At 59.3% G+C, this 14,557-nt stretch carries 11 protein-coding genes and 7 pseudogenes; 5 read left to right on the forward strand and 13 right to left on the reverse strand.

What is annotated here, in order from left to right; all coding sequences use genetic code 11:
• Positions 1-223: 223 nt before the first annotated feature.
• The 4 genes and pseudogenes from V4R08_RS15500 to V4R08_RS15515 form a co-directional block, all read right to left on the reverse strand.
• The gene (locus V4R08_RS15500) at positions 224-2,509 is read right to left on the reverse strand and encodes an HAD-IC family P-type ATPase (protein ID WP_335580316.1); all 2,286 of its coding nucleotides are present in this window, start codon (positions 2,507-2,509) and stop codon (positions 224-226) included.
• A gap of 175 nt (positions 2,510-2,684) precedes the next feature.
• A pseudogene (locus tag V4R08_RS15505) lies at positions 2,685-3,070 on the reverse strand (ATP-binding protein); the annotation flags it as partial.
• 209 nt (positions 3,071-3,279) lie between these two features.
• Complete coding sequence (locus V4R08_RS15510) at positions 3,280-3,525, reverse strand: HP1242/YdcH family protein (RefSeq protein ID WP_335580537.1); 246 nt, start codon at positions 3,523-3,525, stop codon at positions 3,280-3,282.
• Positions 3,526-3,658: 133 nt separating this feature from the next.
• A complete protein-coding gene (locus tag V4R08_RS15515; protein ID WP_335580317.1) occupies positions 3,659-3,838 on the reverse strand; it encodes a hypothetical protein in 180 nt (59 codons plus the stop codon).
• A gap of 64 nt (positions 3,839-3,902) precedes the next feature.
• Between V4R08_RS15515 and V4R08_RS15520 the strand changes: the two genes are divergently transcribed.
• Positions 3,903-4,052 (forward strand): hypothetical protein, encoded by a 150-nt coding sequence (locus V4R08_RS15520; RefSeq protein ID WP_335580318.1) that lies wholly within the window; start codon positions 3,903-3,905, stop codon positions 4,050-4,052.
• A gap of 372 nt (positions 4,053-4,424) precedes the next feature.
• Here the strand turns inward: V4R08_RS15520 and V4R08_RS15525 are convergent, their stop codons facing one another.
• From V4R08_RS15525 to V4R08_RS15540, 4 genes and pseudogenes are all read right to left on the reverse strand, one after another.
• Positions 4,425-5,222: a universal stress protein gene (locus tag V4R08_RS15525; RefSeq protein WP_335580319.1), complete on the reverse strand. Its 798-nt coding sequence runs from the start codon at positions 5,220-5,222 to the stop codon at positions 4,425-4,427.
• 323 nt (positions 5,223-5,545) lie between these two features.
• The gene (locus tag V4R08_RS15530; RefSeq protein WP_335580320.1) at positions 5,546-5,773 is read right to left on the reverse strand and encodes a hypothetical protein; all 228 of its coding nucleotides are present in this window, start codon (positions 5,771-5,773) and stop codon (positions 5,546-5,548) included.
• Positions 5,774-5,880: 107 nt separating this feature from the next.
• Positions 5,881-6,054: pseudogene (locus V4R08_RS15535) on the reverse strand (IS4 family transposase); the annotation flags it as partial.
• Between the two features lie 5 nt (positions 6,055-6,059).
• Positions 6,060-6,310 (reverse strand): annotated as a pseudogene (locus V4R08_RS15540) (IS66 family transposase); the annotation flags it as partial.
• A gap of 373 nt (positions 6,311-6,683) precedes the next feature.
• Between V4R08_RS15540 and V4R08_RS15545 the strand changes: the two are divergent.
• On the forward strand, positions 6,684-7,964 hold the full coding sequence (locus tag V4R08_RS15545) for an MFS transporter (RefSeq protein ID WP_442935691.1): 1,281 nt from the start codon (positions 6,684-6,686) through the stop codon (positions 7,962-7,964).
• Positions 7,965-8,242: 278 nt separating this feature from the next.
• On the forward strand, positions 8,243-9,106 hold the full coding sequence (locus V4R08_RS15550; RefSeq protein WP_335580321.1) for a formylglycine-generating enzyme family protein: 864 nt from the start codon (positions 8,243-8,245) through the stop codon (positions 9,104-9,106).
• Between the two features lie 22 nt (positions 9,107-9,128).
• Here the strand turns inward: V4R08_RS15550 and V4R08_RS15555 are convergent.
• A pseudogene (locus tag V4R08_RS15555) lies at positions 9,129-9,349 on the reverse strand (IS5/IS1182 family transposase); the annotation flags it as partial.
• 93 nt (positions 9,350-9,442) lie between these two features.
• Here V4R08_RS15555 and V4R08_RS15560 point away from each other — a divergent pair.
• Positions 9,443-9,568, forward strand: a complete 126-nt coding sequence (locus V4R08_RS15560) for a hypothetical protein (RefSeq protein WP_335580322.1) — start codon at positions 9,443-9,445, stop codon at positions 9,566-9,568.
• A 51-nt stretch (positions 9,569-9,619) separates the two neighbouring features.
• On the opposite strand, the pseudogene V4R08_RS15565 reads toward V4R08_RS15560, so the two are convergent.
• A pseudogene (locus V4R08_RS15565) lies at positions 9,620-10,009 on the reverse strand (IS66 family transposase); the annotation flags it as partial.
• Between V4R08_RS15565 and V4R08_RS15570 the strand changes: the two are divergent.
• Positions 10,009-10,433, forward strand: a pseudogene (locus V4R08_RS15570) (glycoside hydrolase family 15 protein); the annotation flags it as partial. The pseudogenes V4R08_RS15565 and V4R08_RS15570 overlap by 1 nt on opposite strands.
• Here the strand turns inward: V4R08_RS15570 and V4R08_RS15575 are convergent.
• The 3 genes and pseudogenes from V4R08_RS15575 to V4R08_RS15585 all read right to left on the reverse strand — a co-directional run bounded on the left by V4R08_RS15575 (position 10,384) and on the right by V4R08_RS15585 (position 14,452).
• A pseudogene (locus V4R08_RS15575) lies at positions 10,384-11,947 on the reverse strand (GMC oxidoreductase). The pseudogenes V4R08_RS15570 and V4R08_RS15575 sit on opposite strands and share 50 nt — an antisense overlap.
• Positions 11,948-12,126: 179 nt before the next feature.
• Complete coding sequence (locus tag V4R08_RS15580) at positions 12,127-13,683, reverse strand: ISL3 family transposase (protein WP_335580323.1); 1,557 nt, start codon at positions 13,681-13,683, stop codon at positions 12,127-12,129.
• Positions 13,684-13,888: 205 nt separating this feature from the next.
• Entirely contained in the window at positions 13,889-14,452 is a 564-nt protein-coding gene (locus V4R08_RS15585) for a hypothetical protein (protein WP_335580324.1), read from the reverse strand.
• Positions 14,453-14,557 lie beyond the last annotated feature (105 nt).

Genomic DNA, 14,557 nt, shown 5'->3' on the forward strand with positions numbered 1-14,557 from the left:
AAGTCAATCACCAGTTGTCGGTAACGATTAGCTTTCGTGCGATCTTCGCGTCCGGATCCAGATAGGACATACGGTCTTACATTGAAGGCTCGCTCCGCGACGCTCCATCATGCGGCGGCTACTGTCGACGGCGAAGACAACCATGCACTTGGTAGCTCCCTCAAGGAGATCATGCTAGACGTTTCAGCAGCGCCCATCGGGTCTAACGTCGGGCGGTAAGATACTATCGCCGCAGACTCGCAGGCGCATACGTAAGGCGGCTCAATCCATTCAGGATGTAGGCGAGCCACGCCGACGCTACGAGCAGCACGGCAATCGCGAGGACCGGCAGCGGCGTCGCGATATATCCCGTCGTAGCCACAATAACCCCGATAGTTATGTCCGCGACGGAAGCGGCGACGAGCCAACCGCTCGGCGCTGTCTCCCAAAGTTTGCCCTGAGTACGGATCGCATAAATCGTCGCCTGTCCGCCGAAAACCAGCGTGAGAAAGGCGAGCGTCATCAGAGTGTCAGGCCCGAAATGAAGACCAAAAGCCCCGATCGCGAGAACCGCGGTTGCAAAAGCCAGTTGCGCAAGCCCCAGGACCACGCCCTTCGCCGTCAGTGCATCGACGCGCCAGACGTTCGGGGTAAGCGATGGCACCGCGCGGTCGGTTGCGATCGACATTGACAGAAAATCGCCCGCGACCAGCAGCACGATCATCAGCAATGGCGTCAGGATCGGATGGCCAGTCATGACAAAGCCAATGGTGATAAAGAGAACAGTGACAATCTTCTTAACGATCGAATTGAGGGCATATGTATGCACGCGCCGAAACGCCTTGCGGCCTTCTTCGATCGCCGCCAAGACGCTGCCAAGACCGGGCTCAGTGAGCACGAGCCCGGCAGCCGCTTTCGCGACATCGGTCGCCTGCGACACGGCGATGCCCATATGCGCCTGACGGAGTGCAGGCGCGTCGTTGACGCCATCTCCGCACATGCCGACCACGTGACCCTCGGCCTGCAGCGCCCGCACAAGGCTGAACTTGTCCTCGGGCAATACTCCGGCAAAGACTGCATAGTCTGATAGATTTTGTGCAGCAACCCCGGCGACGCAGACAGGGCCGGCGATCCCTATCTCACGCGCGACCGCTTGTGCGGTAACCGGCGCATCGCCCGTGACCATTACAACGCGCACCGCATGCTCGTGCAGGCGAGCGACCAGCGCCGCCGCATCGTCACGCGGCGGGTCGCTCATCGCGATCAGTCCGGCGATGGTCAATCCGTCCGAGTTATCGATTGCGACCGCAAGCACCCGATAACCTTGAGCTTCCATCTTTTCCGCTTCACGGCGGCTTTCTGTATCGGCCTGAGCCGCATCGGCGATCGCAGCGAATGCGCCTTTCACAATACGCCATTCGCGGCCGTCGGCGCCGACCACGCGCGCCTCGGCCCGCTTCGTCGCAGGGTCGAACGGCTGAAATGCAATAAGGGTCGGCAAGCCTCCCACACGAGGTGTCGTAGCCCGGATCGCCGCATCGACAGGGTCGGCGCCACCGTCGGAGCTTGCGAGCGCCGCGAGCCCCAGCAACCGGGCCTCATCATAACCCGGAGCCGGGCGCGCCAGGGCGACGCGCAGTTCATTGCGCGTGAGTGTACCGGTCTTGTCGGAACAAAGCACATCCATGGTGCCAGCCTCATCGAGCGCCGAAAGCCGCGTCGGCAACACACCACGTCCGGTAAGCGCGTGGGCAGCAAGCGCCGCCGCCATGGTGAAGGTTGCCGGCAACGAGACGGGGATCGAGGCAAGGACGCAGACCAGCACGATCGGCTCGATCACTACCCAGGGGGCGCCCGATCGCCAAGCATATCCGGCAAACGCGATAACGACGAGCCCGTTGAAAAAGGCAAGATTGCGTACGACGCGCAGGACCGATTTTTGCTGCGTTCCGACGACGTGAGCCGTCTTGACCAGCTCGGCTGTACGGCCAAACTTCGTGTGCGGCCCGGTCGCGGTGACAACCGCCGTCGCTTCCCCACGACGCACCATCGCGCCGGAAAAAGCGGTGTCCCCTTCACTCGCCTCGACCGGCGCCGATTCACCGGTCAGTATCGATTGGTCGAGCAGCACATTGCCCAAGACGATGCATGCATCAGCCGGAACCACCGCGCCGAGCGACAGCTTTACCGCGTCGCCTGGCACCACGTCCCTCGCCGCAATCGTTTGCCACACGCCATCCCGGTGTACATGAGCGTTGAGGGCGAGGCGTGTCTTCAACGCAGCAAGTGCCGATTGCGCGCGCCCTTCCTGGAACATCGCCATGACGGCGTTGAACAATACCAGCGCCGCGATGACACCTGTCTCCAGCAGTTTGCCTTGCCACAGTTCGAGCACCATGGCGGCTTCGAGCATCCAGGGCACCGGCGCCCACAGCTTGTCCACAAGGCGGCGCGCGAAGCTTTCTCGGGCATCTGGAACCTCATTCGGACCCGACTGGCGCCGCGTCGCTGCAGCCTCCGCTGTCGTCATGCCCGAAGGTGTCTCGCTGGCGCTTATGTGACGGCCCATGATTCAAGGTGCCTGTAGCGGGTTGCTGTCGAGTGATTCGACATGCCATCCCGCACCGCGGAAACGGAGCGATCGCAGGGTGAAGGCCTCGGGATCGTCGAAGCAACGACCTCTGTGAAGCGCGTTGTCAGCAACCTTGGTAGGCGGCAAGGCTAAGGGTGAGCGCGACTGTGTTTTGCCGGTGCCGGAGTTGCCGAGCGCGATAACGTTCTCACGGCGCCGGATGAACTGGCCGCGGGCCAGCTCGAGCACCAGCATCTTGTTGAGTGAGGGGATAGCGCTGAAGTCAAATGTATCGAGGCTCTTCACAGCCGGGAATCTGGCCTCCGTGATGCGCCGCTCGACGACACGACGTTCCCAGCCGATCAGTTCCTGTCCGAGATAGCGAGAACGATCGACGCCATCGCGCGCGCATTCGCAGGCCGGCTTGTCGTATTCTCGCAGCACGGTCGGCAACTTTAATTGCTTAAGATGATGGCTGAGCAGCACCTGCGGCGTTCCACTCGTCGTTCCCACCGGCATCATATCCACAGTCTTCCCATCGAAAACAAAGACGGCGCTCAGTACCCCGCCAACAGCCGATGCGCTGAAGAAGATGCGTCTCGAAACGAGTCTGGCGGCGCACGAGGGACTCCTTCCGATCTCAGTCGACATTTCTGGAGTCGCAATTCGAGCGCCACATTCAGAAATGGCAGCCTGACGATGCATGATGTCGTCGCCGGCCGACCCTATTATGCCCCGCGCTTGTTCAAAGCCGATGCGATCTTGTCCTTGAGAGCCAGGCGCTTCTTGCGCAATGTGACCTCGGTCTCTTCGCTGATCGATTCGATCCGTGTCTCCGCCCGGTGAATCTGATCATTCACCTCATCGTATTCTTCCAAAATCCGCGCGAATTCGGGGTTTGCGACCTTGAGGGCGTGGATAGTGTCCATCTGGTCGGGAAATTCATCACGAAGCGTGTGAGGGGTATTCGACAATTCCTCTTCTCCCTGCTGTTCATCGAAGTGCGCCCGTCGCAAAGGCCACGCGCAATGCTTTCGGACAGAAATTCCGCTTGCGTTGTAATTTAAGTCAGACTGACCGAATTGCGACACTAACAGCGCCACGCGATCAAGGTTTCTCCACACGAACGATGCGATAGGGGTGGTATTGCTTCCCCTGCCCGATCGACACGTATTCACCAATAACAAAGCGTTCCTCGCCGAGACGAAAGCCGATCTCATCGTCGCTTTCGCCTTCTTCGTAGTCAAAGGTACCATTGCCTGCCTGGCTTGCGACGCAGCCGACCAATCTTGACGTCTCCGTGTTTGTCAAAACGTCTCACGCGGCAAACCGCCTGATGCGTCTTCCACTCGTGAGCATCAAGGCGATTGTCCTCGTCGAGCGGCACGAGAAGGTCATAGCCTTCGTGCTGTTCGCCCTCGGGATGCGCCTTTTCGCGCCCGAGCAACAATCGCACGTGACGAAAACGCGGCGTCAAATCCTCAGCCCGGACCATAAATGACCTTTCTTTTTACAATCCATCTTATGCCTTGCGATTCGGGAGTTGATTTTGATCCGCATCAACATTTATGCAGTCGGTGATTCGCGTCGCAAAGAACAGACGGCTTCGAAACTCCAGACATTTCCTCGACGGCGAAACCTGCCTCGCGCACAAAATCTCTGGCAGTCCCGGGACGCCGGGCTCACGCTGGCGGGTCAGAATGTTAAGGGATCCTTTCAAAAGATAGTCGAGAGGCCAAAGTGCAGATGGTTCCAACGAATGCAGACTTTCTTTATAGCGCGACAGTTAATCTGGATCCGCGCAGATTTTCCTGTCTTTTACCCGTGGGATGCCCAAAGCCAGACATGACGATTAATCCAATCTGATGCCGATTTAGTGCGACATGAAAACAGGAACCGTCATCGCCGACAGTATTCCGCGCGTCGCTCCACCAAACACGAATTCGCGGAGGCGGGAATGTCCATAGCCGCCCATCACAAGCAGGCTCGCCGAACCCTCGGCAACGTGCGACAGAATGGCACTCGCCACGTCGGTATCAGCAGCAAGCACTGTTTTCACCTCGACCTTGATATCGTGCCGACCGAGATGTCGGCCGATTTCGGCCCCACGAAGTATCTGCTCATTCGTGGTCTTTTCATTTTCAACAATAAACATTTCGACGGCATTGGCTTTCCTCAGTAGCGGCAACGCATCATTGATGGCGCGCGCTGCAGTGCGACTTCCATCCCAACAGCACACAACCCGATCGAGCTTCAACCTATCCTTCTGTGTGCAAGGAACGACAATGAGTGGCCGACCAGAATCAAACAGCGCCGCTTCGATTAGAATGCTGTTATTAATGCCATTATCATCGTCTGATTGCATGACGATGCTTAGATCGAAGCACCGTGCCATCTCCGAAAACGTCTTAGGCATTCCGAGGATAAGCCGTGACTCAGCCGAAAGATCATCGCGTTTCATAGCCAACTCAAAGCGGTCAATTGCACCGCGCGCCTCTGCTTCGCTCTCGGCAAATAGATCGCCGAGAGCATCTGCGGGAAGGTTTGCCGCAAAGGCAAATATAACTCCCGTCAGATGCGCGGCGAAAGCTCCGGCTATCGAAGCAGCGAAATCGCGAACGGCATCCCGAGAAGAGTCTCGTTCCAGATGAAGAATAATGTCTTTGATCATACAATGGACTCCCAATCTGAGCATCAATCCATAAAATATGGAATCGATGTATCTAAGCAAGTCGGAGATTCAATCGAGGCTGTTTTATTTGGTGGAGGTCGAACGGCGTCAATGGTCCACACGATCTACGCCTGCCTTGCGCTCATTGTTGCGTGGGGCCGGAATTGTTAGGAGCTATTCTCAATGACGTCAGAGGTATGCCAGCACAACGAACAAACCTGTTTTCCGACGACTCTCGACATACCCCAATGAACTTTGTGTTCTGTTCCTCTGGGCTTGCCTTCAATCCCGCGCGCGCCGCAACGCTGCTTCCAACCGATCCTTCACCTTATCGCAATCGGCATCGGAAGCTTGCCTTTTTTCTCAATCGCATCAATTTCGGCTTGGATGACCGCGGCCCGCTTCGCGTGATCCCGCTCAGCCTTGCCCAGCGCCGCTTGCGCCTTCGTGATGGCCTCCAGTCGGCGTTCGGCTCCTTCTGTTCGCGGGCGCTTCTGCTCCCGTTCGTAGGCAAGAGCGGCCTTCCACTCCGCCCTCAGGTATCCCCTCATTCATACGCATGAGAACGTTTGATTTAGCGCGGCGTGTTGATTGATGTATTCGCTAAGCCGCGCGACAAGCGGGCGCGGGCGGACATCCGACATGTTTGGAATCAACCCGTAGGGCATGCATCCCTGGCGGAACAGCGAATGAGCTCGGCGCTTGGCGGTATTGACCTTGAGATGGCGATCCATACCGAGGCTCTCGCCGCCGCGCCGAGCAGCGTCAAAAGCACGATGGCGAAGGCGTTCAAAAGAAGAAGCCTGTCGCGGCGTTGCGGATTGGCGATGCGAAGAACGCCTGGAGGTAAGCTACGCTCGGCGGACCGGTCCCGCCCAAGAGCGATCATCGCATGCGTAGGCCCAGAGCTGGCCGATCTTGGTACGTCCGCGGCCGGGATCGAGCACCGGCGCTGTGGTCTCGTCGGCAAACAGCTTGGCCGAGGTCTTCAAAGTAGCGAGCAGGCGCTCATGCACCGACCGCAGCAACCGGGCGGCGCGGTCGACCCAGTCGGCCAATGTCGAGCGGTCAAGCATGATGCCCTGCCGGCGTAGACCTGGGATTCGGGGATACCGAACCGCTGCGATGTCTCCGCGATGTGATCCGCATGAGGATCGGCGGCGGCCGTGCACGCGACCGGCGTGGATTGCGCAACCACAACGCCCGATCCCGTGCAAACGGAATACGAGAAGGCGTTCGGGAGCCAAGGCAGCGGGATCAGCGCGCAGTTCTAAGCAATGGGCGTGAAGGTCGATTGTTGCCTTTCGGAAATTAATAGACGCGAAGGTTGCCAAGAGATACTCTGTAAACTGGTTAACGTGAAGACTAACAACCGCCTATGGCTCGCCGCGGAGCGTTGCTTGCTCGTCATAGTGCATGAGCGCTGAGCTTAGTGTTTGATGCAAGTGCGATCTCTTTAAGTTGGGAGCAGGCGTGGAAAATCCAGTTATCGCGGCCGATGTGAAGGCCGAGCCACCGGGCAACTCCAGGGTTTTATGGATATCGTCCCTGGCGTTTGCGCTCGGTTTTGCGGTCTGGGGAATGTTTGCCGCGCTCGCTCCTTTTCTAATCAAGTGGTACGATTTCAGCGCGACCCAGGTGCTCGTCTTGGCTGCGATGGAGCCATTTTTCGCGGCCGCCGTCAGCATCCCAGTCGGCATTTTGACGGACAAGTTCGGCGGCCGGGGCGTTTTCACGCTTCTGCTTCTGAGCCTCACCCTTCCCCTGTTTTTCGGGTACTTCGCCGAGGGCTACTACGCCTTTCTGTTCCTGGGGACGCTGCTCGGACTGGGAGGCGCGAGCTTCGTCGTCGGTAACGCTCATGTATCGTCCTGGTACCCCAAATCGAAGCAGGGTACAGCCCTTGGCATCTTTGGTATGGGCAATGTCGGAATCACCGTCGGCATGGTGACCGTCACTTTCCTGATTACCCGTGTCCTGACTGGCCCGGACGGCTGGCGCCTGATATTCCCAATCTTCGCCATTGCGACATTGTTGATGGCGGGGGTCTACTGGTTTTTTACCTCCGATCCGCCGAACAGGAAGCTCAAGAACACGTCGCTGCGTGAAATCTTCGTCGTGTACCGTTCGGGCGTGGTGGTATGGCTGGTGCCCTACCTTTATTGGGTGTCCTTCGGCACTCTCACATTCTTCGCGTCGGCGATGCCGATCTATCTGCTCGATCAGTGGCATGTGGATGCCATCCAGGCGTCCATGGTCTACACCCCGCCATTGGTGATCTGCGTCGCGATCGCCCGGCCCCTGGGCGGCTGGCTGTCCGACCGTTACGATACCTTTAATATCCTGAGCTGGATGTTCGGTATCATGGTCGTTCTGGCCCTGCTCATGGCCATGCAGATTTCGCTGCCTCTCGTGCTGTTTGCCATGTATGGGCTTGCGCTGCTGTCCGGTGCCGCCGCGGCAGCGGTCATCAAGCTGATCCCGATGTACTTTGTGCATGTCGGTGCGGTGAGCGGACTGGCCAAGGCGGCCGGCGCGGCCTGTGGCTTCACCATGACAATCATCCTGGCCACCAGCAAGCAACTTCTGGGCGGCTACACCCTGGGCTTTGCCATCTGGGCGCTGATGAACATCGCCGCGTTCTACATCGTGCTTTCGCGGGTCGGCTTCAGGGATACAAAACCGCTCGCTGAACAACCGAGCGGGACTCAAAAGATTCTAACGGCAAGATCCAGCGCGTGATCGATCGATGCTCGCCGCGAATGACGCTGATGGTGGGCAGTCCGGAGCCTGCCGCTCTTGCTATTCTCTGCTCGTAACCAGATTTCTGCCCTCGCTGACGGATGTATTCGATGTCCTCCCTCGCTGACCTTCCGGAATTCATCGGCTTTTTCAGTTGCTCACGCGAGGGTGCCGCGTTCGAACGCGAACCGCGGGAAGCCGAAGGCAAACGCCACGAAGACGAAGCGCGACCGCAGGCAGGGACTCTAGCGCGCGAAGTCGGTCGGCCGCGGCGTCCTGTGTCGGTGCTGGCATCGTTAGTTGGGCTGTGCGTGCTTGGCGCCGCAATTATCGCCCAGGTCACGCCCGCGTCGACTCAGGCGGCGGCGCAACCGCCGATGCAGGAGCAGACGCTGAAACCGAAGGACATCTTTAAGGAATGCGCGAAGTGTCCGGAGATGGTGGTGGTGCCGGCCGGGAGTTTTACGATGGGGTCGCCGACAAGCGAGCCGGAGCGTTCCGCCGAGGAAGGCCCGCAACATATGGTCACGATTGCTCGACCATTTGCAGTCGGCCGGTTTGCGGTAACCTTCGACGAATGGGATGCCTGCGTGGCCGACGGAGGCTGCAACGGCTACAAGCCATCCGATGAAGGCTGGGGCCGTGGCCGCCGACCGGTGATCAACGTTTCCTGGGACGATGCCCAGGCTTACGTCGCTTGGCTGTCGAAAAAGACCGGCAAGTCGTATCGGCTGCTTTCGGGGTCCGAATACGAGTATGCGATGCGCGCCGGGACACAGACGGTCTATCCCTGGGGTAACACCGTAGGCATGAACAACGCCAATTGCCACTCCTGTGGCAGCCAATGGGACGCCAAGCAAACCGCGCCGGTTGGCTCGTTTGCGGCTAACGGGTTCGGTCTCAACGATATGGTGGGCAATGTCCGGGAGTGGACGGAGGATTGTTACCACGACACCTACAGCGGAGCGCCGCGGGACGGCTCGGCCTGGATCAAGGGCGGTAACTGTTATCACCGTGTCGTGCGCGGGGGGTCCTATCTCCTCGCTCCTGCCTTCCTCCGCTCGGCGAGCCGCTATTGGTTCACTCCCGACTACCGGCTCAAGTACCTTGGTTTCCGGGTCGCTCGGGCGCTTGCACTTTAAGTCGTCCGTGAAGAACGAGATTTCACGCGAACGAGACTGATTGACGGTTGGCATGTGGCCGCATGATCAACACTAACCATGCGCGCAAAAGCAGCCTCGGCCAGGCGAACAATCGGCGGAAGTTATACCCGCCGGCGGCGAGCACGGCGTTGATGGCGTCGCCTTCGGAGTCCTTGAGATAATTGCGTTCCATGCGGTGGTCTGATTTTGGAGACCTATCACAGGCTCGATCGTGTACGACCGCACCGATGTTGTCGCGACCGTCGCTTTGGGCAGATACGGATCGATTGTCATGTCGAGGCGAGACGAACGCCGCTCGATGCGGCACAGTACCAGATGCTTCACAGCATCGAAGCCGACCGCACCGCGCGCGACCGCGTCGCGCACGGCTGCGGCCACGTCGTCGATCTTGAGCACCTCCATCAATCGCAGCACCGTACGCATACGCCGAAGACCGCCTGATTGACGCATGCGCGCGGGCACGGGCAGGTTTATGATAGCATTGCGTGAAGGTCAGACGGCTTGCTGAGAGGTGGGCTCGTCGGCTTGGCGCAGGCGTTTCCACTCCCAGGGCAGCAGTTCGTGCAGACGCGATGCGGGAAGATCGGCGATACGGGAGAGGACGTCGGCGAGCCAGGCCTTGGGACCGACGTCGGTGAGGCGACAGGTCGTGATCATCGTCAGCATGATGGCAGCACGGTCGGCGCCGCGCTGGCTGCCGGCGAAGGTCCAGTTGCGCCTTCCCAAGGTGATACCTCTCAATGCGCGCTCAGCACAATTGTTGGTCAAGCAGATCCTGCCATCGTCGAGGACGCGGGCGAAGTCGTCCCAGCGCCTGAGCATGTAATTCATGGGCTTCAGAACCTCGGAGGAGCGCGAGAGGGTTTCTCGCTCGCGCAGCAGCAATCGAACGAGAGCTGGCTTCCGACGGCTTCGCCCTTCGTTACCGCACAGAAAGCCGCGCCGACGGATTGCCCGCCGGAGAAGGGGTATTCCTGGCCTGCAGCTTTTGGCTCGCCGATATCTACCAGCGGCAGGGCCGGACAGCCGAAGCTGACGCACTCGTTGACCGCTTGCTGTCATTGCGCAATGACCTCGACCTTCTCAGCGAAGAGTACGATACAGCGCCAAACGACAGGTCGGCAATTTTCCGCAGGCCTTCTCACATTCTCACATCTTGCGCTCGTCAGAACGGCCCTTAACCTGCATAAACAACAGCCAGTCCGTGATAGCCTGCACGAACAAAACAAGCCATAATCGGAAGCTTGCGGAGCGCATCAGTAGCTGGCTGCGATGCGGTCGGCTACGCGAAGCGCGTTCGCGATGATCGTCAACGTTGGGTTCACCGCGCCGATCGACGGGAAAGAGCTGGCGTCAGTCACGTAAAGGTTGCCGATTCCGTGTGCTCGGCAGTCCAGATCGAGCACGCTCGTTGTCGGGTCATGGCCGAATCTCAGGGTGCCGGCCTGATGCGCAGTACCGCTGGTCGGCGTGTCCTGCCCGAAATATAACGAGCGATTCAAAAGATGCGGATGAATGTCGAGGCCATCGAGCATGCTGCGCAGCTTCTCGCGCAGCCGATGATGGCCCTCCATGTTGGTTTCCGTCAAATCGAGGTGGACGCGGCTGTCCTTGTAAAAAACCCGGTTTTCCGCCTTTGGCAAGTCCTCGGATGTCAGCCAGAAATCAATCGAGTGTTCTGCGATCCACGAGAACGGCCGGCTCGGCAGCCACTGCATGAATTCGGGTAATCCCTCCACCTCAATCTGAGTTCCGTCCGACTTGCCTACCATCTGGATGTGGCCGAGAGGAAACTCCCAATCGTTCAACGGGCTGCGATCGTGGCCGTAATAGAAATCGTTCAGGCCAAGCGTCTTCTGGAATTGAGTGGGGTTCGCGATCTTTGAGATGGCGAGCACCACCGCATTATTGTGACGCATGTAGTTGCGGCCGACGAGGCCCGAGCCGTTCGCTAGGCCAGTCGGATGGGTATCGCTCGCGGAGCGCAGAAAAAGCAGCGCCGAGGAAAGCGCTCCGCAAGCTACCACCACAATGTCAGACCGGAGTATATGCCGTTTACCTTCGAGCAATACCTGGACGCCCGTAACCGTGCTACCGCTCGGGCTGGTCACCAACCGCTCGGCATAGGTGTTGCGTAGAAGCGTGAAGTTCGAATGCGCGGCCAGGATCGGGTCAACGCACATGATCTGGGCGTCTGCCTTGCCGTTGGTGAGACTGGGATATCCGTCGAAGGGGTCACAGCGCAAAAGCCGCGAATGCGGCAGAGTGCCGCCGCGTCCATCCTCCTCCATGGTGGAAGGGGTGATATCCCGCCCGGATAAGGTCGTCTGAAAGCTTCTGGATGCGAGGCTCGTGACTGATCGCAGGCTTCGGGTAAGGTTTGGTCCAAGGCGGCTCGGTCGGGTCCTCACCGCGAGCGCCGTGCACCTCAAAAAGATCCTCCGCTGCCTGATAATACGGTTCGAGCACGTCGTATTTGATTGGCCATTCCGATGAGATACCATCGGAATGGTGAACGCCAAAGAAGTCGCTCTCGCGAAGCCGAAACAGCGCTCCGCCGTAGACTTTGGAATTGCCTCCGACGAAATAATGCAATCCCGGCCTAAATGTGTTGCCGGAAGAAGAACTCCAAGTCTCGTCGGCCTGGTAGCGCGCCTTTCGGAAGACCTCGTCCGTGTCCCAATTCTGGCGCTCACGCGGCAGATAATCCCCTCTTTCAACCATGAGGATTTTCTTGCCCGTGCGGGCGAGCGACCAGCCGATCGAGCCCCCGCCCGGTCCGGACCCGATGATGATAACGTCGTATCGGTCGCCATTCATCCCGCTTTCCTTTGGATCATCATTGGGGAAACAGTCACTGGCGCCTTCATGTTCCATGGTAATCAGCGGCGAACCTTCGCGGGCTTGGAGTGTTATGAAGCCAGCAGCCCGCCATCCCGTTGTGGGTAAAACCGCGCGCAACTTTGGGTCTGACGCATATTTGATGACGGCGTCGGGGATCATGCGGCCCCGAACAATCGTGCTTCGAGAAGGTCAATTTTTGCGCGACCATACATTTGTCGTTTGACGAGTTTGAGTTTCGTAATTTGTCCTTCGACCTGGCCGTTTGACCAAGCCTGGGTGATCGCAGCGCGCACGGCGGCTCTATCCTTGACGATTCCCCTTGCGAGAGATGAGACGAGGCTTGTCTGTGCGTTCGCGATCCAGGCGTCGAGTTTGGCCTCGTCCTTCTTCCGGATCATGTCGTGGAACTGGTCGACGAGCGTGCGGGCCTCCACAAGGGACGGCACACCGGCCTCGATGGCGGCAATGACCACGGCATCAGCCTTGGTCATGCAATCTCGTTTAATCGTCATGAGACGGGCGATAGTTCTGGCCGAGGGAATTCTTTGCAGCGGTTGTTTGCTGATCGCTTCGGACCGACGGCGACGTGTTGTCCACTCGCCAACCGAACGCAGAGATCCCCGGAACCCTCGCGCCTGCAAGCGACGCCAGAGTTCGGCGCCGTTGCGGCAGCCACCGCTCCACTCGTCCTCAAGGAACAGATAATACGCGTCGAGCGAGCGCCGCCGCGTTTGGAACATGTCGGTTCGCCCGCCACGCAAGATCTGGCGAACGAGATTGCGACTATGGCCCAGGCGGTGGACGATCTGCTTGATCGACATGCCGTCCCGCGCGAGCGTCACGATTACCGTATTTGTATCCTCGCGCCGCATATAACTCTTGTATCGCAGCCTTTCTGCCGAGGTGAGCAGTTCTGGGGTAATTGCCGGCGTGCCGATCGCGCTGCGGATTGCGCGCATGGACTTGCGCACCGCGTCGAGGAAGGCCGCGCTGGCGTTCTCCATCAGGTGCCAACGATCGGCGACCTGAACTGCGTCGGGTAGCGCCTTGGCGGCCGCCTCGCCATAACCGCCACCGCGATCGCGGGACACGATCTTGATCCCAGGATGATCGGCGAGCCAGGCGCGAACTGTCGCGACCTCGCGATCTGGCAACAACGTCACGATCCGTCGCCGCTCGAGATCACAGACGATCGTTCCGTAGCAGCGATTGCGTCGAAAGGCCCAATCATCGATGCCGACGACGGTCAGAGGATCGGCTCGTGGCACCGTCCGCCGTCGTACAACCCGAAGCAACGTATCGTTGCTGACCGGCAGCATCAGTCGTTTGGCGAAGCTCGCTGCTGGTCTGCCGCCAAGTGCCACCCCCAGATGGTGGACGATGCATTCCAGCCGTGCCGTCCGGCGCGACCGGGTCGGAAGAACATCGTCCCCGAACCGCTCAGCAAAAATCTGCCGCCGGCAATGAGGCACCTCGCAAACGAACCGTCGCGTGATCACGCGGAGGCGTACTTCTTTGCCTGCACAGGGCAAATCCGCAACCTGTCTGTCGTATCGGTTATGGATCCAGCGCGATCTCGTCCCGCACAATGGGCACTCGGTCACACCGCCATCGGATCGAACGGTCAAAATAATCGAGTCAGATGAATCACTTACGCTCTCGATAACCAACCCACTCGGCACAAGCGACGAGATTCGAATGCCAGCTCGCATGGTCCTGATTCCCCCGTTGGAGAACCACAAGCTCGGCAGAAAAAATCATCAGATGTGAGTCAGACCCAAACTTTGACCCCGCCGGAAAAGTCTCACAGTGCGCTGGTTATGTTGAAAAAAATATTGGAATTGAAGAGGGCGACTTTTGTATCCAACCATGACCCTACCCAGGAAGTGGATTCGCGCGCGTAATCAATGAGATGCTTCAACCTTGGGAGGAGGCGCCATTGGAAGCGATTTCACAGTCCGCCGCGATTAGGGCGTCGATATCCTCTTCGGTAAGCGCGGGACGGCTCAGCAGGGCTGCAGCGACGCGCTGGATCGCAGGCCAGTTTTCTTGGACCAGATCGGCAGTCTTTTGGGTCGTACGGCTGAACAGGCGGCCGAACTCCTCTGTCTCGGCGCCGTCCAACTCGACGTAGCTGCCCGGCACCGCCGGCTTGCCGTGCTGCCGCAACACCAGCATCGCCAGCAGGCTGGTCGCGTTGGCGCGATCCACGCGCCAGCCACCATCGCACGCGCGATTCTGGGCCACTATGGACATGGGACGGTAGTGATGCTCGGCCTGCGGGCCGGCCAGCGCGACAATGGCGTACTTCTCCGGCGTCTCAAGGTCGTCGTTGGTGAGGTGAGTCGTCCTTGACGTCGTCACCACGGCGCTGGCGCCGTCGAGTGCATCGAGGGTCGCGTAGCTTACCGGGATGTCCAGCACGCGCGCGATCACTGCGTGTCCGGCCTCGTGATGGGCGATGGTCTCTTTCTTCCCCACGACGACAAGCTCCGATAACCTGCTGACCAAAGCAGCCGACCTGGCGCTCGAACGCCGCATCGGCCTGACCTGACCTCGGACGTTACCCGATGGCCAAACGGAAGA

The sequence above is a fragment of the Nitrobacter sp. NHB1 genome, from assembly GCF_036964665.1.
Lineage (GTDB): Bacteria > Pseudomonadota > Alphaproteobacteria > Rhizobiales > Xanthobacteraceae > Nitrobacter.

What these genes read in the sequence shown, in the direction of transcription:
- V4R08_RS15500 (WP_335580316.1), bottom strand. Translation starts at nt 2,509, where the DNA reads ATGACGACAGCGGAGGCTGCAGCGACGCGGCGCCAGTCGGGTCCGAAT.
- V4R08_RS15525 (WP_335580319.1), bottom strand. Translation starts at nt 5,222, where the DNA reads ATGATCAAAGACATTATTCTTCATCTGGAACGAGACTCTTCTCGGGAT.
- V4R08_RS15530 (WP_335580320.1), bottom strand. Translation starts at nt 5,773, where the DNA reads ATGAGGGGATACCTGAGGGCGGAGTGGAAGGCCGCTCTTGCCTACGAA.
- V4R08_RS15560 (WP_335580322.1), top strand. Translation starts at nt 9,443, where the DNA reads ATGCTTCACAGCATCGAAGCCGACCGCACCGCGCGCGACCGCGTCGCG.
- V4R08_RS15580 (WP_335580323.1), bottom strand. Translation starts at nt 13,683, where the DNA reads ATGCGAGCTGGCATTCGAATCTCGTCGCTTGTGCCGAGTGGGTTGGTT.